The 21822-nt window shown below is 36.7% G+C and carries 25 protein-coding genes and 2 pseudogenes; 21 read left to right on the top strand and 6 right to left on the bottom strand.

The features are described 5' to 3' along the window. The coding region (locus tag FJR38_RS27075) for a DevA family ABC transporter ATP-binding protein (RefSeq protein WP_168540651.1) at positions 1-689 on the top strand (689 nt) is incomplete at its 5' end. Positions 690-696: 7 nt separating this feature from the next. Here FJR38_RS27075 and FJR38_RS27070 read toward each other — a convergent pair. Continuing rightward, the gene (locus FJR38_RS27070) at positions 697-1134 is read right to left on the bottom strand and encodes a helix-turn-helix transcriptional regulator (protein WP_168497195.1); all 438 of its coding nucleotides are present in this window, start codon (positions 1132-1134) and stop codon (positions 697-699) included. A 153-nt stretch (positions 1135-1287) separates the two neighbouring features. Next, positions 1288-1719: a hypothetical protein gene (locus FJR38_RS27065; protein ID WP_168497197.1), complete on the bottom strand. Its 432-nt coding sequence runs from the start codon at positions 1717-1719 to the stop codon at positions 1288-1290. Between the two features lie 604 nt (positions 1720-2323). Between FJR38_RS27065 and FJR38_RS27060 the strand changes: the two genes are divergently transcribed. The 20 genes and pseudogenes from FJR38_RS27060 to FJR38_RS26960 all read left to right on the top strand — a co-directional run bounded on the left by FJR38_RS27060 (position 2324) and on the right by FJR38_RS26960 (position 19074). Further along, positions 2324-2977, top strand: a complete 654-nt coding sequence (locus FJR38_RS27060; protein ID WP_168497199.1) for a MotA/TolQ/ExbB proton channel family protein — start codon at positions 2324-2326, stop codon at positions 2975-2977. Further along, positions 2961-3365, top strand: a complete 405-nt coding sequence (locus FJR38_RS27055; RefSeq protein ID WP_168497201.1) for a biopolymer transporter ExbD — start codon at positions 2961-2963, stop codon at positions 3363-3365. Before FJR38_RS27060 ends, FJR38_RS27055 begins: the two co-directional genes overlap by 17 nt. 72 nt (positions 3366-3437) lie before the next feature. Beyond that, on the top strand, positions 3438-3644 hold the full coding sequence (locus FJR38_RS27050) for a glycogen debranching protein (protein ID WP_168497203.1): 207 nt from the start codon (positions 3438-3440) through the stop codon (positions 3642-3644). A 56-nt stretch (positions 3645-3700) separates the two neighbouring features. Continuing rightward, positions 3701-4138, top strand: coding sequence for an NADAR family protein (locus FJR38_RS27045; protein WP_168497205.1), 438 nt, complete (start codon positions 3701-3703; stop codon positions 4136-4138). Between the two features lie 321 nt (positions 4139-4459). Next, the gene (locus FJR38_RS27040; protein WP_168540649.1) at positions 4460-5542 is read left to right on the top strand and encodes a tetratricopeptide repeat protein; all 1083 of its coding nucleotides are present in this window, start codon (positions 4460-4462) and stop codon (positions 5540-5542) included. A gap of 78 nt (positions 5543-5620) precedes the next feature. After that, positions 5621-6307 (top strand): uracil-DNA glycosylase family protein, encoded by a 687-nt coding sequence (locus tag FJR38_RS27035; RefSeq protein ID WP_168540647.1) that lies wholly within the window; start codon positions 5621-5623, stop codon positions 6305-6307. Positions 6308-6440: 133 nt separating this feature from the next. Further along, complete coding sequence (locus FJR38_RS27030) at positions 6441-7304, top strand: Tab2/Atab2 family RNA-binding protein (protein ID WP_168540645.1); 864 nt, start codon at positions 6441-6443, stop codon at positions 7302-7304. A gap of 93 nt (positions 7305-7397) precedes the next feature. Further along, positions 7398-8711, top strand: coding sequence for a TldD/PmbA family protein (locus FJR38_RS27025; RefSeq protein WP_168540643.1), 1314 nt, complete (start codon positions 7398-7400; stop codon positions 8709-8711). A 232-nt stretch (positions 8712-8943) separates the two neighbouring features. Continuing rightward, a pseudogene (locus FJR38_RS29465) lies at positions 8944-10478 on the top strand (serine/threonine-protein kinase). Positions 10479-10734: 256 nt separating this feature from the next. After that, positions 10735-10983 (top strand): DUF2281 domain-containing protein, encoded by a 249-nt coding sequence (locus FJR38_RS27010; RefSeq protein WP_168497215.1) that lies wholly within the window; start codon positions 10735-10737, stop codon positions 10981-10983. Then, entirely contained in the window at positions 10984-11130 is a 147-nt protein-coding gene (locus FJR38_RS27005; protein ID WP_254445312.1) for a hypothetical protein, read from the top strand. A 77-nt stretch (positions 11131-11207) separates the two neighbouring features. Then, positions 11208-11474, top strand: a complete 267-nt coding sequence (locus tag FJR38_RS27000) for a type II toxin-antitoxin system ParD family antitoxin (protein WP_168497217.1) — start codon at positions 11208-11210, stop codon at positions 11472-11474. After that, complete coding sequence (locus tag FJR38_RS26995; RefSeq protein ID WP_168497219.1) at positions 11471-11764, top strand: type II toxin-antitoxin system RelE/ParE family toxin; 294 nt, start codon at positions 11471-11473, stop codon at positions 11762-11764. The genes FJR38_RS27000 and FJR38_RS26995 overlap by 4 nt, the downstream gene beginning before the upstream one ends. Positions 11765-11943: 179 nt before the next feature. After that, positions 11944-12213, top strand: coding sequence for a hypothetical protein (locus FJR38_RS26990; RefSeq protein WP_168497221.1), 270 nt, complete (start codon positions 11944-11946; stop codon positions 12211-12213). Next, positions 12210-12608: a type II toxin-antitoxin system VapC family toxin gene (locus tag FJR38_RS26985; RefSeq protein ID WP_168497223.1), complete on the top strand. Its 399-nt coding sequence runs from the start codon at positions 12210-12212 to the stop codon at positions 12606-12608. Before FJR38_RS26990 ends, FJR38_RS26985 begins: the two co-directional genes overlap by 4 nt. 265 nt (positions 12609-12873) lie before the next feature. Further along, the gene (locus tag FJR38_RS26980; RefSeq protein WP_254449611.1) at positions 12874-14172 is read left to right on the top strand and encodes a protein kinase; all 1299 of its coding nucleotides are present in this window, start codon (positions 12874-12876) and stop codon (positions 14170-14172) included. Positions 14173-14264: 92 nt separating this feature from the next. Beyond that, positions 14265-16877 carry a chloride channel protein gene (locus FJR38_RS26975; protein ID WP_168540641.1) on the top strand — a complete coding sequence of 871 codons (2613 nt, stop codon included), beginning with the start codon at positions 14265-14267 and terminating at the stop codon, positions 16875-16877. A gap of 60 nt (positions 16878-16937) precedes the next feature. Further along, positions 16938-17327, top strand: coding sequence for a hypothetical protein (locus FJR38_RS26970; RefSeq protein ID WP_168540639.1), 390 nt, complete (start codon positions 16938-16940; stop codon positions 17325-17327). Positions 17328-17330: 3 nt separating this feature from the next. Further along, positions 17331-17777 carry an NUDIX hydrolase gene (locus tag FJR38_RS26965; protein ID WP_168540637.1) on the top strand — a complete coding sequence of 149 codons (447 nt, stop codon included), beginning with the start codon at positions 17331-17333 and terminating at the stop codon, positions 17775-17777. Between the two features lie 232 nt (positions 17778-18009). Beyond that, on the top strand, positions 18010-19074 hold the full coding sequence (locus FJR38_RS26960) for an AI-2E family transporter (protein WP_168540635.1): 1065 nt from the start codon (positions 18010-18012) through the stop codon (positions 19072-19074). Between the two features lie 27 nt (positions 19075-19101). Here FJR38_RS26960 and FJR38_RS26955 read toward each other — a convergent pair whose 3' ends face one another. The 4 genes and pseudogenes from FJR38_RS26955 to FJR38_RS26945 form a co-directional block, all read right to left on the bottom strand. Further along, a complete protein-coding gene (locus tag FJR38_RS26955) occupies positions 19102-19770 on the bottom strand; it encodes a 2OG-Fe dioxygenase family protein (RefSeq protein ID WP_168540633.1) in 669 nt (222 codons plus the stop codon). A gap of 149 nt (positions 19771-19919) precedes the next feature. Then, complete coding sequence (locus FJR38_RS28920; RefSeq protein WP_371418307.1) at positions 19920-20273, bottom strand: diguanylate cyclase domain-containing protein; 354 nt, start codon at positions 20271-20273, stop codon at positions 19920-19922. Between the two features lie 56 nt (positions 20274-20329). Further along, complete coding sequence (locus FJR38_RS28915) at positions 20330-21034, bottom strand: GAF domain-containing protein (protein ID WP_254449610.1); 705 nt, start codon at positions 21032-21034, stop codon at positions 20330-20332. A gap of 164 nt (positions 21035-21198) precedes the next feature. Further along, a pseudogene (locus tag FJR38_RS26945) lies at positions 21199-21790 on the bottom strand (transposase); the annotation flags it as partial. Between the last annotated feature and the right edge of the window lie 32 nt (positions 21791-21822).

The following is a 21822-nucleotide window of genomic DNA, read 5'->3' as shown; positions in this document are numbered from 1 at the left end:
CTGTTGCTAATCTCAATCATTATTTTGGGAGTGGGGCGCTCCAAAAACAAGTATTATTTGATATTAATTTAGAGATTAAGGCGGGGGAAATTGTGATTATGACGGGTCCCTCTGGTTCGGGAAAAACTACCCTGTTATCATTAATGGGGGGTTTACGTTCTGCCCAAAATGGAAATTTGCAAATATTAGGACAGGAAATGTCTGGCGCAAGTAAAGGACAATTAACTAAATTGCGTCGTCAAATAGGTTATATTTTTCAAGCACATAATTTGATGAGTTTCTTGACAGCCAAAGAAAATGTGCGGATGTCTTTGGAGTTGCATGAGGATTATCTCAAAGGTGATATTAACGCCAAAGCTACAGCGATGTTAGAACACGTTGGGTTAGGAGAACATATTAATTACTATCCAGAGAATTTATCAGGTGGACAAAAGCAACGGGTAGCGATCGCCCGCGCTTTAGTCAGTCACCCAAAAATAGTATTAGCAGATGAACCTACAGCTTCATTAGATAAACAATCTGGCCGGGATGTGGTGGAATTAATGCAAATGTTAGCTAAAGAGCAAAATTGTACTATTTTGCTTGTCACCCATGATAATCGCATTCTAGATATAGCTGATCGCATCGTTTACATGGAAGATGGACAACTGAAAAGTGATGGAGTAGATATTGGAGTCAAAGTAAATTAATACTCCTTTATTTAAAGATAATTTCCTCCCGAATTTCCAGATTAAGAGTGTGTTGAATTTTCAAAAGTTTTGTCAAACTAGCACTAGCATATCCATTTGCTTCATCACGTTGTACCTGTTGAGGTTTCACTCCTAAAAGTTTGGCAAAACTCTCTTGAGTGTATCCACGAATAATCCGCGCTTTGATTAGTGCTTCTGGTAATTTCTCTAAACTATCATATTGTAATTTCTCAATTTTACCTTGATTATTTTTGAGATTTTCGTACTCTTTTATCTCTTCAGTAAACTCCTCAATTTGGCTTTTGAGTGAATCAATACGAGCCTCATGGCGTAGTTTTTGGTTTTCATCTTCTGGAATTGGTTTACTAGCATATTGAGCCATTGCTAACTCAAATTTCTTCATCTGTGCTTTAGTAATATTGTACTGCCATTCATTGAAAATCATAATCTTTAACCTATCACTCATTTGTTCAAGAATGGCATTACCTAATAATAAAAATTAATTAGATAATGCCAATTTATTTATCTCCCTGTTTTATATTGCTAATTTTGAATGTTTAATAATCAATATCAGCAAAAAGTATTTCGCATCCTATCCTTACAGATCAACTGCTACTATACCTTTGATATTGCCATTACGGTCTTGCTGGAAAAATTCTAAACAAGTGGTAAATGGATCTTCAAAAGTGTTGTTAGCAATCGAAAACTCGCAGCGATATTTGTTTTTTTGTGCCGACCTTCTGCTACTAGGATGCAAAATAGGGTCGAGTTCTTTCAAGAGTTTAAAGTCTACTTGATCGTCTTCCCAACAAACATCAATATCTTCAGGAAGTTTTTTAGTAGTTACAAAACTTCCGCCGAGATAAATTCTCTGACAACCGCATTGCTTTAATATCTCGCACCCTTGCTTGAGTCCAGATAAAAGATTTTGTCGGCGTTTATTGTAAGCTAGAAACTCTTCAATTTCATCCCAAGTAGCCAAATGAATTCCTGGTAGCAAATTGCCATTTTGATCGAATATCAAACTCATACTATGTTTTTATCCTGTCATAAATTTATTCCTCCGATAAATTCACTAAATTAACCGATTAAACTTAAATAGAATTAGACATCAGCTTGTGATTTACAAAGCTTTGATACTTATTTCTAGATTAATTTATCGGTGTTAATAGAAGAATTTACGGCTTATGTGAGTTAGTATTAAAACTCTTGTAATTTCGTTAATAATTCCAAAATTATCGTGTTAGAAAACCCTGGAAAAACTTATAAAACAACAAAATTTTTCAACTCACGTAAAGGCGTAATTGGCGTTGCATATTTGTAGACTGATAGGGGCTGGAAACATTAAAGTTTTGTTCCGCAGTCAATAAAATCATTCCATTATTCAGCAACGGCCTGTAATTTTGTAGTTGTTCTTCTATATCTAATAATAGTACAACAAAATTGTTGTGTCAATATATAATCTAACAATAAATCCAAAATTAATCTCTACCCAAAAAACTCGCAGCCATTACCCAGCAATACAGACAGGATTGTAAAATAACGCACTCCAAACCCCAGACATCCCTTACCGATACTTGTCTCTGGGCAACAATCTGTTAATCTAGCTGTGTGCAGGATTAATAAAATAGTCAATGGAAATTAGTAATTTATTCAAAGCCGGTGGCGTAGTCATGTGGCCACTGCTGTTTTTTTCCGTTTTAGCGATCGCCCTAATTATTGAACGAATCATCTTTTGGGCAAAAATCACTAATCGTCAAAACCGTATTATTCAAAGCGTTCTTAAACTCTATCGTCAAGGTGATGTAGTTAGCACCTTAACAGCACTTCATAACAACATTGATTTACCTATGTCGCGGATTTTTTTAGCAGCCTTAGAATTAGAAGAACCCAACCCAGAAGAATTTCGTTTAGCTTTAGAAAGTGAAGCACAGGCCGAAATACCCTTATTAAAAAGGTTTCAAAACATTTTCGATACAATTATTGGTTTAGCCCCCTTGTTAGGACTGCTAGGTACAGTATTAGGGTTAATTACTTCCTTTGCATCATTAAATATTGGTGATGTTGGTGCAACAAAAGCCACTGGTGTCACCTCTGGGATTAGTGAAGCCTTAGTATCTACAGCAACAGGATTAGTGGTAGCTATTATTACCCTGTTTTTTGCTAATAGCTTTCGAGGAATGTATTTACGCCAAATTGCTTGGATTCAAGAATATGGCGGCCAATTAGAATTACTTTATCGTCGTCACTATGAAAGAGGGGATAAATCCTATGCGTCTACCCGATGAACCTGATTTACCAGCGCAGATTAATATTGTACCGATGATTGATGTCATCTTTGCAATTTTGACATTTTTTATCATGTCCACCTTATTTTTAACCCGTTCCGAAGGATTACCAGTTAATTTACCCAAAGCTGCCACAGCCAAAGCCCAAGCATCAGCCGCACCAATTACTGTCACAATAGACTCAGCAGGCGCTTTGAGTGTGAACCGTCAGCCAGTCACCCTGGATGCTTTACCGACACAGGTACAGCAATTAATGGGGAATAATCCAGAGATCGTAGTGATTATTAATGCGGATCAAAATGCTACTCATGGTCAAGTCGTGGTAGTTATGGATCGGGTGCGGCAGATCAAAGGCGCAAAATTAGCGATAGCGACTCAAAAACCTTAACTACTTAGTTGTTCATGGTATTCTAAGAATTAGATATAGCTGTTTTAACACCACATTTTTAGGAGATAAACTATGACTATTTGGGTAAATGAGCAAATTGATCCTTCGGGGATGATTCATGCCTGTATTGCCTGTTGTGATGAGTCTCAGGCTAAAGATTGTCATGAATCATTTCAGAATAATTTGACCGAAATACAAAAAGCAGACGGCTGGGTTGCCAAATTACGAACAGTTACTTCTTGGGATGATGTGCCAGTTAATGCTTTAAAACTCAATTGACAGGGATAGGGAATAGAATAGGTAATCAATTCTTACTTGTTACCTATTACCAAAATATGACAATATACTTTTATAGTACCCGTGAAGAATACGGCTGTTTTTCTAACTTCTCAAATCATGGATTTGTCTTAGATGAATTATATTGGTCTACTAGTGAACATTACTTTCAAGCTCAAAAGTTCGTCGGTACACCTTATTTAGAAAAACTGCGATTAGTGAAAACGCCAAAAGAGGCTGCAAAAATGGGAAGACAAAGAACACTTCCTTTGCGTCCAGATTGGGAAAAAGTCAAAGATAACATTATGCGGAATGCGGTGTTATGCAAATTTTCTACCCATGCAAATATTAAAGAAATTCTCTTATCTACAGGTAATGAAGAATTAGTAGAAAAATCACCTATTGATTATTATTGGGGTTGTGGTGCAGATGGTAGTGGTAAAAATATGCTCGGCATAATTTTAATGGAAGTTAGAGAAAAGCTACAGAAAATCTAAGAGGATGTTTTGAAAGTCCCCTCATGGTATATCAAATACTTTCTGATCCCTCTAAGTCTCCCTGAAAAAGGGGGACTTTTACTTTAGTTGCACGCTGATGAAGGTTAGGGGGGGTTTAGGAATGTCTAACAATGACCAACTAAAACTTTTCAAATAACCTTTATTTTAGTGATTATTAACTACGATTTATTTATATTTATTTTTAATATACATTAATGATAACATAGTATAGAGATAAAAAAAAATAATCTCACTATATTGAGATATAACCTCTGATTGTGGGAATACTAAGGTATACAGACTAAAAAGGAGGAAAAATCTATGTTGCAATATTCAAGGAGTAATTTCGTAACGGAAAATGATTACATAGAAATACCGTCAGCATATTTACCGATAGTAAGTCAAGATACCATAACTCACGAATTTGAATCATATACAACAACATTATCTTTAGAAGAGATCCAAGAAAAACTATTAGCAGCATCTCAACTTACACAGCAAGGAATTAAAGAACAAAAAGCTGGTGAATTTCATCTAGCCATGAAATCTTTAAAAGATGCACTAAGACTTTTTCAAATAATTGGCAATACAGAAAAACAACCCCAGGTACTGGCTTTATTAGGGTTAGTAGCCTACAGTATGGTAGATTATGAATGGACTATTTCCTATTGTCAGCAGTGTTTGTCATTAATTCAGGACTACCCAGATCAGAAAATAGAAATGCAAGCACTTTCTTGTTTAGGAAATGCTTACCGACACTTACATGAATATGATAAAGCTATAGATTGCCTCAAGAGAGATTTACAAATAACTCAATATTTACAAGATCAGCGCAGTCAAGTAGCTGCACTAAATAATTTAGGATTAGTGTATAGAGCTTGTGGTAATTTTACACAGGCAATTTATTATTATTTGCAAAGCTGGAGAATTTTACAAGCACTCCAAGACAAATGGGGAGAAGAAAAAGTTCTGAAGAATTTAGGTAATGCTTACTACGCACTAGAAGATTATCCTCAAGCGATCGCCTATTATGAAAAATTTGTGATCATAGCCCGTTCCTTGAATAACCATCGCGCTGCTTCCCAGGTACTAAAAAATCTCGGTAATGCTTGCTATGCTTTAGGAGATTATCTCAAAGCCATTCAGTATTATCAAGAAAGATTGCAACTAGCTAGAGAAATTCAAGACAAACAAAGTGAAGAACAATCATTAAATACATTGGGAGTAGCCCACGAAGCCATAGGTCAATATCCTGAAGCGATCGCCTACTATGAACAACAACTAATCTTAGCTGAATCTATGCAAGACAGTCGCAGTATCGAAAAAGCCCTGGCCAGTCTCAAAGTCACTTGCTACGCCTTGGGTGATTATGCTAAAGCCATGCAATATCAGCAGCATCATTAAATTAAGATCCACATAATTGCTAGGATAAGGATCTTCTCCCTCAATATACTGGAGTTGCCAGCTACTATCCCCAATCCCATGCAGAACGAAACTCAACTTAGCCTTTTCGATGACTCTAGCCTCAATCAACAAGAACTAATTCCTAGAGATGTAAAGATCCCCATTCCCCCTGGAACTTACGCCAATATAGAAGACTTAGGAAAACACTGTAACATCTGTCAGCGATGTGCATTAGCCCAAAATCGTACTCATGCTGTAGTTGGACGTGGTAATCTCCAAGCTGAAATTATGATTATTGGGGAAGCACCAGGCAAAAACGAAGATGAAACAGGTTTACCATTTGTAGGTAGATCAGGGCAATTACTAGAAAACATCTTAGCATCCGTAAAATTAAGTACAGAAAAAGATATATATATTGCGAATATTTGCAAGTGTAGACCACCAGAAAACCGTGTACCTACCACTGAAGAAGCAGCGGCTTGTAAACCCTATTTATTCGAGCAAATTCGCCTAGTTGACCCAAAAATTATTCTTTTAACAGGTGCAACCTCCGTCAAAGGTATTATTGGCGACAAACGTCCCATTACTAAAATTCGTGGTCAGTGGATAGAGTGGGAAGGACGTTTATGTATGCCAATTTTTCATCCTTCCTACCTACTGCGTAATCCTTCACGGGAACAAGGAAAACCTAAATGGCTAATGTGGCAAGATATACAGGCAGTGCGGTCTAAGTTTGATGAACTTCAGAACAAAGACAAAAATTAAAAATTGAAAATTAGTAAACCATAGACTACAACCAACAAAATTGTAGACAGCAGTAGAGGACTTAAACCCTTGAATTTACGGTAAAGTTAAAAAATAACAAAATATCAAATCATCAGATTTTTACCACTAAAACATGGGCAGTATTTGGGAACTCGATTTTTACTCTCGTCCAATTCTGGACGAAAATCAGAAAAAAGTGTGGGAAATGTTAGTGTGCGAAAGTCCGGCCGATATTGGTACACAGACAGATTCTCTGTTTCGCTATGCTAAATATTGCCCCAGTACCCAAGTAAATTCGGGTTGGTTGCGGACAGCGATCCAGGAAGCTATAGAAAAAGCCGGTTCAACACCCATCAAAATCCGCTTTTTTCGTCGCCAAATGAATAACATGATTACAAAATCCTGTGAAGATGTGGGTGTACCCGCAGTACCAAGTCGGCGGACATTGGTTCTCAATCAGTGGATAGAACAGCGCATGAAAGAAGTTTATCCCCAGGAACAGGGATATCAAGGAGTTGCTAATCCTTCTGTGCGTTTAGATAGACCTTTACCCCAGCGATTACCAGATGCGTTGGAAGGAAAACAGTGGGCGTTTGTTACCTTAGACGCAGGGGATTTTGCAGAAATGCCAGAATGGGAAATTGGCTTTGGTGAAGCTTTTCCCCTAGAGTTGGCGCAATTATCCCCAGAAACTCGGATTCCAGGGATTTTGATTTTCTCACCAAGGGCTTTACCTATAGCGGGTTGGATGTCTGGTTTAGAAATGGCTTATTTGCGGTTTGACACCAGTGAAGGCAACAGATTAATTTTAGAAACAGGGGCTACAGAAAGTTGGATTGTGGCTAATATCCGCACTCCCGAACTCTTAGCAGAAGCACAGGGCTTTGCAGTAGCTAAGGAACAAGCCAATGGAGTACATTTTATTGGTGTGCAGTCTGATCCTCAATCTCAGTCTTTTGCCGGATTTTGGCTGTTACAAGAAATTAATTTACCATGATAAAAAACTGTAACTGTTTATGACACGCTAATGGGATAATGGTCTGCGTCTATTAAGCGGTTTATATCCAAAATCCATAATTCATAAAAGGACATGGGTTCTGTAAATTTGTTACAAGATACACTGGCGGAACAGGTACTAGAACTTGCCCTCAAATCTGGTGCTGAGGCTGCGGAAGTGTATCAGTCGCGATCGCTTTCTCGACCAGTATTTTTTGAAGCCAACCGTCTCAAACAACTAGAAACCAGTCAAGCTGAGGGTACAGCCCTGCGGCTATGGCGGGATGGTTGTCCCGGTTTGACGGTGGCTTATGGCGATGTTGATCCCCAAGCTATGGTGGAAAAATCTTTGGCACTTAGTCAATTAAATTCACCGGAAACAGTAGAATTAGCGAGTCATGCCGGGCAATCCTACCCAGATTTAGGCACATCTGTATCCGTAGAGATGTTGATTAAATGGGGCAAAGAAGCGATCGCCTTAATTCATGATGTCTATCCAGATATTCTTTGTCATAGTGACTGGGAATGTGATGTAGAAAACACCAGACTCATCAACAGCAAAGGCTTAGATTCTCACTACACCGATACCACACTTAGCTGCTATATGTCAGCGGAATGGGTGAGAGGTGATGATTTTCTCAGTGTTGCTGATGGACAAACTCAACGCTTTGAACTCCACCCGGAGAAAGTAGCTAACCAAATTTTACAACGATTAAATTGGGCGCAAGAAAACGTTCCCAGTCCTAGCGGTCGTTGTCCTGTATTGTTCACTTCTAAAGCAGCAGATATGCTGTGGGGAACTGTGCAATCAGCTTTGAATGGTAAACACATCTTGGAAAAAGCTTCTCCCTGGGTGGATAGATTAGGTAAACCAGTGATTGCACCCACTCTTACCCTTTACCAAAATCCAGAAGCAGGTCCCTATAGCTGTCCCTTTGATGATGAAGGTCAACCTACCCAATCCTTGATATTTATCGAGAATGGGATTTTACGGAATTTTTATAGCGATCGCACCACTGGACGACAATTAAACAGTGGTAGCACTGGTAACGGTTTTCGTCCTGGCTTAGGTAGTTATCCCACCCCTGGGCTATTTAACTTCCTGATTCAACCCGGTAATCTTTCGCTCATAGACTTGATTAGGAAGATGGATGATGGCTTAATTATCGATCAAATGCTAGGTAGTTCTAGCGGGTTATCTGGTGATTTTTCCATCAATGTAGATTTAGGCTATCGAGTCAAAAACGGTCAAATCATTGGCCGCGTCAAAGATACGATGGTAGCAGGTAATGTCTACACAGCCCTTAAACAATTGGTGCAATTAGGTGGCGATGCCGATTGGAATGGTTCTTGTTATACACCATCTTTGATAGTAGAAGGACTATCCATCACGGGTAAAAATAATTAATATGGCAATAAGCTGTTGTGCATTTAGTTTGTATAATTCTAGCGGGCAAGACTTCGACAAAGCTCAGTCCGAGGATGCCCACACCACAAAGTTCAACTAAATTGTAGTTATCAAATTTATCTGCATCACAGCTTATTTAGCTACTTTGAGAAAATGCTGTAACGGTTCTCAGAAATGATACAACGATAAGGATATATTGAAATTAATCTCCACCGTATCTAATATCAAAGGTATGATTATTTGGCAACCAGGACAGCACATTAATAACGATAGATTTATCATTCAAGGTAAACCATTGGGTAGCGGTGGTTTTGGTATTACCTACAAAGCTTTAGAACCCAGCACGGGTAAATTATACGCAATTAAAACCCTCAACCAGCAAATGCAATTGCGAGAGGACTTTGCAGAACAACAGGTTAAGTTTATTAACGAAGCCTTGACAATTAAAGGTTTTGATCATCAGCACATTCTCAAAGTCCATGAAGTCATCCAATCAGGTGAGCTTTTTGGCGTGGTGATGGAATATATTGATGGAGTAACTTTATTTCAATATATTCGACAAAAGGGACAACTTGCCGAAAGTGAAGCACTATTATATATAGATCAAATTGGTCAGGCTTTAGAATATATTCACGCTAAAGGCAGTTTACACCGGGATATAAAACCCCAAAATATTCTTTTGCGCCAAAATAAACAAGAAGCAGTTTTAATTGATTTTGGTTTAACTCGCAGTATTGCTATAAGTAGTATGACTGAAGATAAAACTCCTGGTTTTGCACCTATTGAACAATATCGTCGTAAAGGTAATTTTGGACCCCATACAGATGTTTATGCTTTAGCAGCTACTTTATATTATCTGTTAACGGCTAATGGATTGAAAAAGACGGTGAAGTTACTCCTGTACCCGCACTCAACCGGAAATATGATAATGAACCTTTACCCGCACCTAAACATTATAATTCTGGTATTAGTCAGAGGGCGAATAATGCGATTTTGCAGGGTATGGAAATAGAACCGGAAAACCGCACTACAACAGCATTAAAGTTTCGGGAAAATTTGGGTTTAGTTAATATCGAACAAACAAAACCACCAACCCAAATTCAACCAGATTGTAATAATACTCAACCTCCAGAAACAACACGAAAAGCATCAACCTATACTCAACCTCCAGTAACAAAACCAAAAGCATCACAATCAAAACCAAAATCACAACCAGTAACCAATATATCTCGTCGTCGAATTTTGCAAGTTTTGGGTTTTGTAGGTGTAGGATTAGGGTTTACAGTATTAGGAAAAAATATTTTAGAATTTAATAATAAAACAACTATAAAATCTGGTCAAATACCTCCTGAGTCTAAATACTATCAACTAAAAAACTACCTCGCAGCAGGAAAATGGAGGGAAGCAGATGAGGAAACCAGACAGGTAATGTTAGCGGTTGCAACTAATGAAAACATTGATAATTTACCCTGTGAAGACCTGCGTACTATTGACCAATTGTGGGTAAAATACAGTAATGGTAAATTTGGGTTTTCTGTACAGAAAAAGATTTATCAAGGTTTAGAGGATGGTACGTTTCACATTTATGAGAAGTTTGAGGATAAGGTAGGATGGAGAAAAGGAAGAGCTTATATTTTTGACGAAAAAGCACCTGAAGGCCACCTCCCTGGGATTATAGGCGGTTACTTTCATCGTATGAGGGCGGCCAGTAGGATTGAAGGTAAGTCTCTATCATCTCTCTCTCGCGTCGAGACTTGTGAACTGTAGCATTTAAGGGTTACAGAAAATTATTAAGTCTGAATCAGGATATCCAGGATTAAAGGATTAACAGGATGGTAATTTATAGATGGTTTAAATTATTCAAAAACAATCATTCAAAAACATCCTGAAAATCCTCAAATCCCAGACATCCTGATATGGCTACGCCACGCTTCGCTATCAGACAAATAAAAACCTGTAGTATAATAAAGGCTAAATCATCTACTAAACACAAAAATCCACATCCTGAAAATCCTTATTAATTATGACCATTGCTAAACAGATTTACGAACTTGTTAAAACCCTTCCCCAAGATAAAGCTGAGGAAATTTTGAATTTTGCTGAACTTATCTGTAGTAAAAATTTGAATAGTAATCAACTTGTTAATGATTCTGCAAATCTTTCCTGGAAAGAACTGGTTTATTCACTTGCGGGAACTTGGAAAGATGACTTTCCTTGTTTAGAAGAAATTCGCAGTGAAGCAGGAGAAGATATTTTGCGGGAGAGTCTCTAAATGTATGTTTTGGATACCAACACCTTAATTTATTATTTTAAAGGTCAAGGACAAGTTGCTCAAAACCTTGCTAAAATACCTGCTCAGGAAATTATTATTCCGACAATTGTTCTCTTTGAATTACAAGTGGAAATTGCTAAATCATGAAAATCCTTTAATGCTGGATCTCTTGATTTGTGACAAATAAGTTTATAATGAAAATTATCAGTTATAGGAAATAGACAATGAATATTACCCTAAAACCAGAACAAGAACAGTTTATTCAAAACCAGTTAGCTCAAGGGAGATTTCCTAATGCTGAAGCCGTCATTAATCAAGCTCTACAACTCTTACAAGAAAAACAACGAGAATATGAAGACTGGGTAGAAGATGTGAGAGTTAAAGTCAATGAAGCCGCAGCAGAATTAGAACGAGGGGAAGGAGTTCCTTTAGAAACAGTTGTTGAACAAATACAGGCCAAATTTCGTCATGCGCGTGAGGAGAAAAAATGAATCAATGTTTGATTTCACCTCAAGCAATTCGAGATTTAGATAGCATTTCTGAATATTTTTTAAACAGAAATATTGAAGCGGGAGAAATACTCTTTCAAGATTTTACAAAAAAGTGTGAAAATTTACTGCAATTTCCTAACATGGGACGCAGTTACGAATATATAAGACAAGGAATGCGTGGACTTCCTTTAAATGGTTACATCATTTTTTATCAATTGGTTGATAATAATGTTGAAATTCTCAGAGTTGTGAGTGACCATCAAGATTTAGAAGCTTTATTTGCAGAATAGATAGTTTATTAATTGAGATTTTTGATTATCACCTAAATAATATCCAAAAAAGTTCTCACATCACAAAAATTCTGACATCAAAAAACCTCACTCTCAACCCACATCCTGTAAATCCTCAAATCCTGGATATCCTGATTCTGACAGTAATATAATATAGATATAATTTGCACTCACAGCCTATGCAATCCCTAAATATCACATTACCAGATACATTAGCAAATGCTCTCAATAGCTATATCAAAGATCAGGAAAATGTGTTACCTGCTAATGATATTATTGAAAATGCGATCATCGAATTTCTGGGTCAACGGGGTTATTTACCTCCAAAAAAAACAATCAACTTTACTCCTGCAACTCAGGGAAGTGGATTTTTGAATACTTCGGTAAATCATGATCAAATTCTCGCGGAACAAACATATTCACAATCATTGCCACCTAATACACCTTGAGAGCTATAATTGCCGACACTGGACCACTTTATGCTGCTATAGATGTAGATGATCAATATCATCAGCGTTCAAAAGTTCAAATACAAAGAATCAATGCAGAAAACTTAACAATCCTACTTTCCTTTCCTGTTTATCTAGAAACATATAATCTTTTGCTATATCGTCTGGGAACTGAACAAGCAATTAGTTTTGCTAAAGATTGCATAGGGTCAGTTTATTTTATCAACCCTTCCCAAGACCAATATATAGCAGCAACAGAAAAAGCTGCTCGTTTTCCAGATCAGAAAATTACTCTTTGTGATGCTGTCACTGCTATTTTATCTGAAGAAATGAAGTTACCAGTATGGACTTATGACTATCATTTTGATGTCATGCAGGTGCAGGTATGGCGTTAAAATTGACTTTATCCTGTAAATCCTCAAATCATGTACTTTGACTCCGCTCAGTAACCATATATCCTGATTCTGACAAAAATACTTTTGGGAAACCAAAACCCTATATATATGGGCGCACAGTTTTCCACTATACTTAAATAATAACAAAAACTCGGAAACTTGTCAAGAGAATTTTTAATAATTTTACCGTTTTTTTTACCCAAGCTCCTCGGCAAAAATCCCCAACCTATGTAAAATAAGATATCTCTATAAAAAATTATCAAATATGCAATCTACCATTACTCTAACTATTACCACAGGGAAATTATCAGGTAAACAATATATATTCGACAGTCGCACCACTTGTTTAATTGGTAGAAATGATGATTGTTATTTATCAATTCCCGACGAATTTGATAAACGGGTTTCTCGCTATCATTGTTTATTAGATATCAACCCTCCAGAAATCAGAATTAGAGATTTAGGAAGTTTAAACGGGACTTATATTAATAATACAAAAATTGGTGGTAGACAATCTCACCAAAATGCCGAAGAAGCTGCTAAATTAAACTTTCCCGAATACGATTTACAAGATAGTGATCATATTACTTTAGGTGATACTGTCTTGCGAGTTAATATTGAAATTCCACAACCAGTTAATCAACCTCCTGATATTAAAACTCCTGAATTTGTAAAACCACTAGAACTAAAAGCGAAAACAAAGCTTTTCGATGTCATTCAAAAATTAATCAAACTAGCCATAGGTGGAGAAAGAAATTTAAAAGCATTACTCAATTATCAAATTATCAAATCTATCGGTAAAGGTGGTTTTGGAGAAGTTTATTTAGCGCAACATTCCCAAACGGGTAAATTTGTGGCTTTAAAAGTGATGTTACCTGCAGTTGCTGAAGATGATAAATCTGTACAAATGTTTCTAAGAGAAATCGAAAATCTCAAAGCTTTAAAACATCAAAATGTTGTGGAATTTTTTGATTATGGTTATGCAGAAAACCTATTTTTCCTAGTCATGGAATATTACGAAGGTGGGAATGTTGATGATTTAATGCAGCAACTTGGCGGAAAATTACCTGTAGATATGGCATTAGGAATTATTCTCCAAGTTTTAGATGGTTTAATCTATACCCATAATGCCGAAATTCCTTATGTTAAATTAGCAGACGGTGGTTATAAACCAGGTAAAGGTTTAGTTCACCGTGATTTAAAACCAAGTAATATTTTTCTCTCTAATATTGATGGTAAACTAACAGCAAAAATCGGTGATTATGGTTTAGCTAAATCCTTTGATTTAGCTGGTTTAAGTGGACAAACTTTTACAAAAATGATAGGAGGTACACCTGGTTTTATTCCCCGTCAACAGGTGCTTAAATTTAAAAATTCCCAACCTGATGTAGATGTTTGGGCAAGTGCAGCTTGTTTATATAATATGTTAACAGGATATTTTCCCCGTAATTTTACAAGTGATCCTTTTATGGATGTTTTAGAAAATAATCCTGTACCCATTCTCCAACGGAATGGAAATATCCCCCCAAAAATTAGCCCAAGTGATAGATTTAGCTTTAATTGAAAAGCCACAAATATATTTTGATAGTGCTGAAAAATTTAAGAAAGCGTTAATTTTAAACTAAAATTAAAATTTTAAAATTAAACTTAAAATCTATGATTTCCTTGGCGTTGCTAACCAATCACTTGCGGAACTTTTGGCAACCTAGAAGGGGTTTAGCCATAGCAGAAGCTTCTATCATTGGAATAGTAGCCGCTTTATCTGCGGTATTACTCAAACAGGGTTCGGGGTGGTTGGGAACATGGAGAGTGCATACAACCCAAATTTTACCCGCATGGATAACCCTACCCGCTATTGGCGTAAGTTTGGGGTTTTTCTCTGGTTGGTTAGTCCAGCGATTAGCACCAGAAGCTGCTGGTAGTGGGATTCCCCAAGTCAAAGCTTCCCTAGCAAATGTGCCAATAAAACTATCATGGAGAGTAGCTTTTGTCAAGTTAATCAGTGCAATTATTGCCTTGGGTTCAGGATTAACTTTAGGAAGACAGGGTCCTACAGTTCATGTCGGTGCGGGGTTAGCAGCGGGAATGAGTCGCTTAGTTCCCACATCTCCAGATCACCGCCGCCAGATGATTGCAGCGGGGGCTGGGGCTGGTTTAGCAGCAGCTTTTAATGCACCTCTAGCAGGGGTGCTATTTATTATTGAAGAGTTATTACAAGATTTATCAGGTTTAACTTTAGGAACTGCAATTATTGCGTCTTTTATCGGTGGCGTAATTTCTCGGTGGTTGGGTGGTGGTAGTCTACAACTAGATTTGAAATTAATTGACTACTCTAGCACTTTTTCCCTATTAGAAATTCCCGTTTTATTAATTTTGGGAGTTTTAGCAGGTTTATTTGCAGCTTTATTTAATCGGGGATTAATTTTTAGTATTCACGCTTATCGTCGTTTACATATTAGTTTACCTCTGCGGGCGGCTTTAGCTGGTTTGGCTTCTGGTTTGATCATTGCTTTACTTCCTGAGTATTTTCGAGATAATGCAGGTTTGCGGCAGTATATGATTGTTAGTGAACCGAATATTCCTGTAGCAGCGATCGCTTTTATTGCCCAATTTATCTTAACTTTAATTGCCTTTGGTTCAGGCGCACCAGGGGGATTATTTGCACCTAGTTTAATTTTAGGTTCTTGTTTAGGACACATTATTGGTGTATGTGAATTGCAAACATTTGGATTTGGTTCACCTACTACCTACGCATTAGCAGGAATGGGGGGATTTTTTAGCGCCGTTTCTAAAGTTCCGATGACGGCTATTGTCATTGTTTTTGAAATGACTACAGATTTCAATTTAGTATTACCATTAATGGTGGTATCTGTAACTTCTTATTTAGTAGCGGAGAAGGTTGTCCCCGGTTCACTTTATGACAAACTTTTAAAACTAAATGGCATTATTCTCAAAAAAGATGCGCCAATTGAAGGGATATTAACACAGTTAACGGCTAATGATGTGATGCAGCAACGGGTGGAAACTTTAGATGCAGAAATGACAGGAGATGAAGTTATTCAAGCTTTTTCTTGTTCCCATCATCGCGGGTTTCCTGTAGTTGAAAATAATAAATTAGTGGGATTAGTTTCCCAAACAGACTTACAGAAAATTCGCAATCATCTATTACCGAATGAAACTTTTTTAAAAGAGATTATGACACCCCAACCGGTGACAGTATCACCAACAGATAGATTAAGTCATGTTCTCTATTTATTAGATAGATATCAAATTAGCCGCTTACCTGTAGTAGATGGAAAAAAACTAATTGGGATTATTACCCGCGCCGATATTATTCGCGCCGAAGCAGATCATCTTAATGGAGAAAATGGTGTAACAGGTCCCCAACCAGAACCTTCTTATTTAGTTTACCAAACGCGATCGCCTAGTATTGGGAGAGGGAGATTATTAGTTACTATTGCTAACCCAAAAACCGCTCCGGCTTTATTAGAAATGGCTGCGGCAATTGCCCGCGATCGCCATTATGAAATAGAATGTTTACAAATTATCCTTGTATCCCGTCATAGTTCTCCAGCGGAAACACCAGTAAAAACCGGAAAAAGTCGCCGCTTACTCCGACAAGCGGAAGTATTAGCCAAAAAACTGCACATTCCCATTCATACCCAAATTCGTGTCGCCCATGATATCGCCCAAGCAATTTTAGACACAACAAAAGAACGACACATAGACTTAATTTTTATGGGTTGGAAAGGAAATACATCTACCCCAGGCAGAATTTTTGGGAATGTTGTAGATACCATTATTCGCCAAGCAAATTGTGATGTTGTTTTAGTTAAATTAGGTGATAATTTCGATTCCCATCAACAATTTAAACGGTGGTTAGTACCAATGGCTGGGGGACCAAATGCACCAATTGCAATTAAATTATTACCAGCTTTAGTGACAATGGGAAACGATATAGAAATCAGACTGACTCAGGTAGTTAAACCTTGGGAAGTCGAACCAGATATGACAGTTTTAGAAGAATCTACTCGTCAATTAATGCGTCATCGTAACTTACATAGTAACATCGTTGCTGCATCTTTACAGGCAGAATCAGTTGCAACTGGAGTAATTGAGTTAGTCCAAACTGAAGGTTTCGATGTTGTAGTTTTGGGTGCTTCCCGCGAGGGATTATTACAACAAGCAATTCAAGGGAATATTCCCGAAGCGATCGCCTCTGGTGTCAATAGTACAGTAATCTTAGTCAGAAGTGCTATGCAGGATTAATTTAGTAAAATAGGGATAAAATTGGTAATAATGTAAAAGTTCGCTGAATCTATAACTTATATGCCACAAACAAAAATTTCTAGTGGGGGATTATTTTCAGTAGTATTATTTTTTTCCTTTGTCACAGGGCTTTCTGCTTGTAGTAACGGGGAAAATTCGGGTATCAATTTAAAAAATTTAAATATTGGTGCTAATGTCACACAGATTCAAAAAATCACTCAACAAGATCAAAATAATACAGTTTATATTCAAGGTAAAGTAGAAAAAACTGCTTCGTTAATCAAACAAAAAGCATATCAAATTAATGACTCAACTGGAAAAATCTGGGTGATCACTAATCAAGGCAATTTTCAAGTTGGAGAACAAGTAGTATTAAAAGGTAATGTCCAATACAAAAGTATTCCTTTGGCTGGTAAAGAATACGGGGAAATTTATTTAGAAGAAAAGTAATTTATGACTAATCAATTAGTTCATGTCGCTATTGCCATTCTCTATCAAGAAAATAAATTCTTAATGCAATTAAGGGATAATATTCCTAATATTATAGCTCCTGGTTGTTGGGCTTTGTTTGGAGGACATATCGAACCGGGAGAAACACCAGAAATAGCAGTCAAACGAGAAATTATGGAAGAGATTGGTTATGAGTTAACCTCTTTTACAAAATTTGGACTTTATAGCGATGAAAAAGTTGTTCGTCATGTCTTTCAAGCACCATTGTTAGTACCAGTAAATCAACTCGTACTTTCTGAAGGTTGGGATTTAGATTTGTTAACAGCAGAAGATATCCATAAAGGTGAATGTTATTCTGCAAATGCAGGAGAAGTAAGACCTCTGGCAACTTTACCTCGAACAATTATGCTAGATTTTATCAAAACTAGAGGAATCATCAATGATATTTGAAGGATTTTAAGTAGACGGATTTTAGTCGGTAAGTTCTGTAAATCACCTAATTTCAAACCGAATATTTAAGTAATGTAAAAAATATTGAGATGATTTGGTAGCAAGGGTTTCAGCCCTTAAATGAGGACTTTAGTCCTCACTACAAACCTGGAATTGTTTAGTCCGTTCTACTTAATGAAAAGCTTGAAAATGTTCAAGATATTTAGCAAAACTTAAATTATTAATAAATCCCATGCAACCAGTTAACAATCTACAAAATTTACCAAAATGGCTAAATATAGGATTAGCTTTTCCTATAATTCTTCTCAACGGATGGTTATTAATTCAATTTATTAACTATTTCCAACCATTAGTTAGCGTTATTTCTGTAGCTATTCTCTTAGCTTTTGTTTTAGATTATCCTATTAAACTTTTACAAAAACGTGGAGTACCTCGTAGTTTAGCGATTGTAGTCGTATTACTTTTATCTATTATCCTTTTAGGGGCTGTAGGTGTTATTTTAGTACCACTAATTCTCGAACAATTAAATGAATTAGCTAATCTTCTTCCCTATTGGATTGAGTCTGCAACTCAACAAATAGAAGCTTTACAGAATTGGGCAGCCACACAACAACTACCAGTAAATTTAAGTGGATTGGCGGGTGAAATTTTAGGAAAAATATCCAGTCAACTGCAATCTTTTACGGGGAAAATTCTCGGTTTTGCTTTTGATACGATTGGAAATTTAGTTAATTTACTAATAGCGATAGTTCTGACTATTTATCTAGTCTTGAATGGTGAACGGTTATGGGATGGAATTTATCTTTGGTTTCCTCCTAAAAGTGCTAAAAAAGTTAGAGAATTACTCCGGGAAGATTTTAATAACTATTTCATTGGGCAAGCTACATTAGGTGCTATTTTAGCTGTAACAATCACATTGGCATTTGTAGTTTTACGAATTCCTTTATCACTTCTTTTTGGATTGGGAATTGGTTTATTTTCTCTATTCCCATTTGGAACAGGTATTGGTATTGGTATTGTGAGTTTATTAGTATCCTTAAAAGACTTTGGTTTGGGGTTAGAAGTTGCTGCTATAGGTGTAGCTATTGACCAAATTAATTCTAATATTATTGCCCCACGTATTTTAGGAAATTTAACTGGTTTAAATCCTGTTTGGGTGGTAATTTCTTTATTAATAGGGGCAAAATTAGGAGGTGTATTAGGTGTATTAGTTGCTATTCCTCTAGCTAGTTTTATTAAAGATATTGCTGATACTTGGCGTAATGGTGAATTGAATAAAACCTCTATTGAGAATTGATAAATGTTCTCCCTTGTTTTGTAAAAGTTAATCAGAAATTAAACTAGGAGAAGTAATTACAAATACATCTCTAGTTCCCACACCTGAATTTTGGGGTTTTATGGGAGTGGTAAAATGGAAAAAATCATGGTCATTAACTAAAATTATTTCTCCAGGTTGGAGAATTTTATTAAACACAGGCTTTGTTTTTTTAGCATTATATAAATGGGTTTCTCCACCTTGAATATTATCTCTCCCTACGGCAAAAATGCCAATAAAATCACTACCATCTTGGTGAATACCTTCAGGGGCAGGATTTCCTAAATTATTGGGTGAACAGGTGGTTCTAATTTGATGAACACCAATTTCTGCTTCTGGATGCAATTTACATAAATCATAAAATGCGAAAACCAGGTTCTTAAAAATTTCCAGTTCTATGAGTGCATTATCTAATTCTGCAAACTCCCTTTTAATATTTCCTAATAAGGGATTGTATTCTCCACTTTGTAATAAATATCCGTGTGCAAGTTTCAGCAATTCATCTCCAGAAACTATAAATCGGGATAACCTGCGGGAACGATATTTACCCTTAATATAAGGATCAATTGGTAAATCCTCAAAAAATGGCTGAAAACCTTTAGTATTAATGGAGTTGACTTTTCTGAGGGTAAACAGAAAAGCATATTCTAATTCCGTATAGCGTGAGATTTTTTGCATAGGATTTTTCTCCTTGCATTGGTAAATCCTGTTACCTTTTTAGACAGGTTAGGATTTTAATATTTATTATATTCAACTCTGAAAAAAATATCGTAAATTTGACTACAAAAATCAGCTATTTTTGATGTAAATTAGACTTTGTGCGTGGTTTAATTATCCTTTCGTGATTGATACACATGAATTTGGGCGAGAGTAATCAAATCATCTAGGGGAAGATGCGGCTTAGATTCATAGTCTTGAACACCTACGTTGATAGCTAGATAAAAGGGGTATTGTTTACTTTCATTTAATTGGCTAAGAGCATTTTTTAGTCGCTCTTTGATAGTGTAACAATCAGGATCACAACCCTGCGCCAGCACTACAAATTCAGCTTCTTCCAATCGTCCTATAGTATCAGAATTCCGGCAGATGCGTTTTAGTAATCTAGCTGTGGCCAGGATAGCATCATCACCATATTCTTGACCCCAGGTATCTTGAATATTTTTGAATCCCTCTATTTCGATAAATAGGATACTAATATTGGTACGCGATCGCTTGGCTAACCGAATTTGCTGTTCCGCTAACAGAAAAAGCCGCGGCGGTTGTGCATTCCTGTCAATTCATCTGTTAGGGAAAGAAGGCGGACTTCTGCTTCTAAAACTTTGCGTGTTTGCGTTTCTTTTTGCAGGATAATGTTAGTGTTTTCTAGGGTTGCGGTGCGATCGCGTAATTGTCTCTCTAGTTCTGAATATGCCTGAAAATTTGCCATTGTTGCCAATGTAATATCAGCGAGGGTTTGTAGTAATCTTAATGTTTCTATGCTGGGTTCATGGTAGTTTTGCCAATAAGTACCGATAGAACCCATTGGTTTTTGACTACAAAGAGAAACCATCATCATACTTTTGACAAAAGTAGTTTCATAAAAATTACGAATAAGTCTGTCATCACTATATACATCAGCAATTATGACAGGCTGACAATTTAGCATTACCCAACCTGCAATAGAGTGATTGAGGGGAACGCGCTGACCTTTCCAAAGGGGCGCAATAGCATTCTCCTCAGCATAGTAACAGAAGCCATGATCTAGAAGTACAAAAGTTGCGCCATCGGATTCTGTGATTTTTCGGGCTGCGACTAGGGCTATTTCCATAATTTTATTGAGGGAACGAGCCTGAAAAAGGTCTTGAGTGACTATTAATAAATACTCCAACAAATGAGAATAATTACTATTCATACCATCAGTTGATAGATTGCAGCTTAGTGGATACTCATATTCTTGACTCATAACTTTCTTTTAGTAATAATTATTTTTTCATGCAATGCGGAAGTCCCCACCTTCAATGTAATCATAAGGTGGGGATTCTGATAAGATATTCATGCCTTGACCACGAACTATACGTAGGGCTTGCTGAAAAAGTAGAAAAAGGCAAAAAAAAATTAACTAGGTAGTTAGGCAAAAGCAAAGATAAGTTTTTGTTGTTTAAAATTAGGCAAAACATCACTTTTTCTAATTGAATTAAAGAAAAAAGAGATTATTTGGAAAAATTGCCATAAAAATCCCCAAAAAACCCTTGATAGTAAGGTAGAAAGATTCATAACTAAAAAAGTAATAGCAATAGCAGTTAGAGAGGTATGAGGAAGTTTAGCCATGACTCTACCCAAACTAAATCTTCGTTTACCCTGCCCAAATTTACCTTCAATACAGTTACGAATACCTTCGTCATAAGCAGCCTGTTTCTTATTTTCTTTACTGACATTTTTAGGTGGTCTTCCCAACGGCGGACCACTAATTCTAATTCCTCTTTCTTGACACCAAGCTCGATTCTCTCTTGTCCGATAAATTTTATCCACATGAACGGATTCAGGATAATATCCAGTGTCAGTTTTGTATGCCTCTACCTGCGATTTTAAGTCTCCTGATTCGTTAAAATTATCCCAACTGATGTGGTCTAAAAACACATATCCATCATGACAACTAGCTGATAACTTTGCTCCAAATTCTGTCCTTTTACCCGCTTTTGCCTCTGATATTTGGACGGATTATGTGGTTTGAGTTTAAAACTGACTATACGG

It is taken from the genome of Anabaena sp. UHCC 0253, assembly GCF_009712085.1.
In the GTDB taxonomy this organism is placed as follows: Bacteria; Cyanobacteriota; Cyanobacteriia; order Cyanobacteriales; family Nostocaceae; genus Dolichospermum.
Note: the sequence above shows the minus strand (reverse complement) of the source record. Positions and strands in the feature narration are given on the sequence as shown.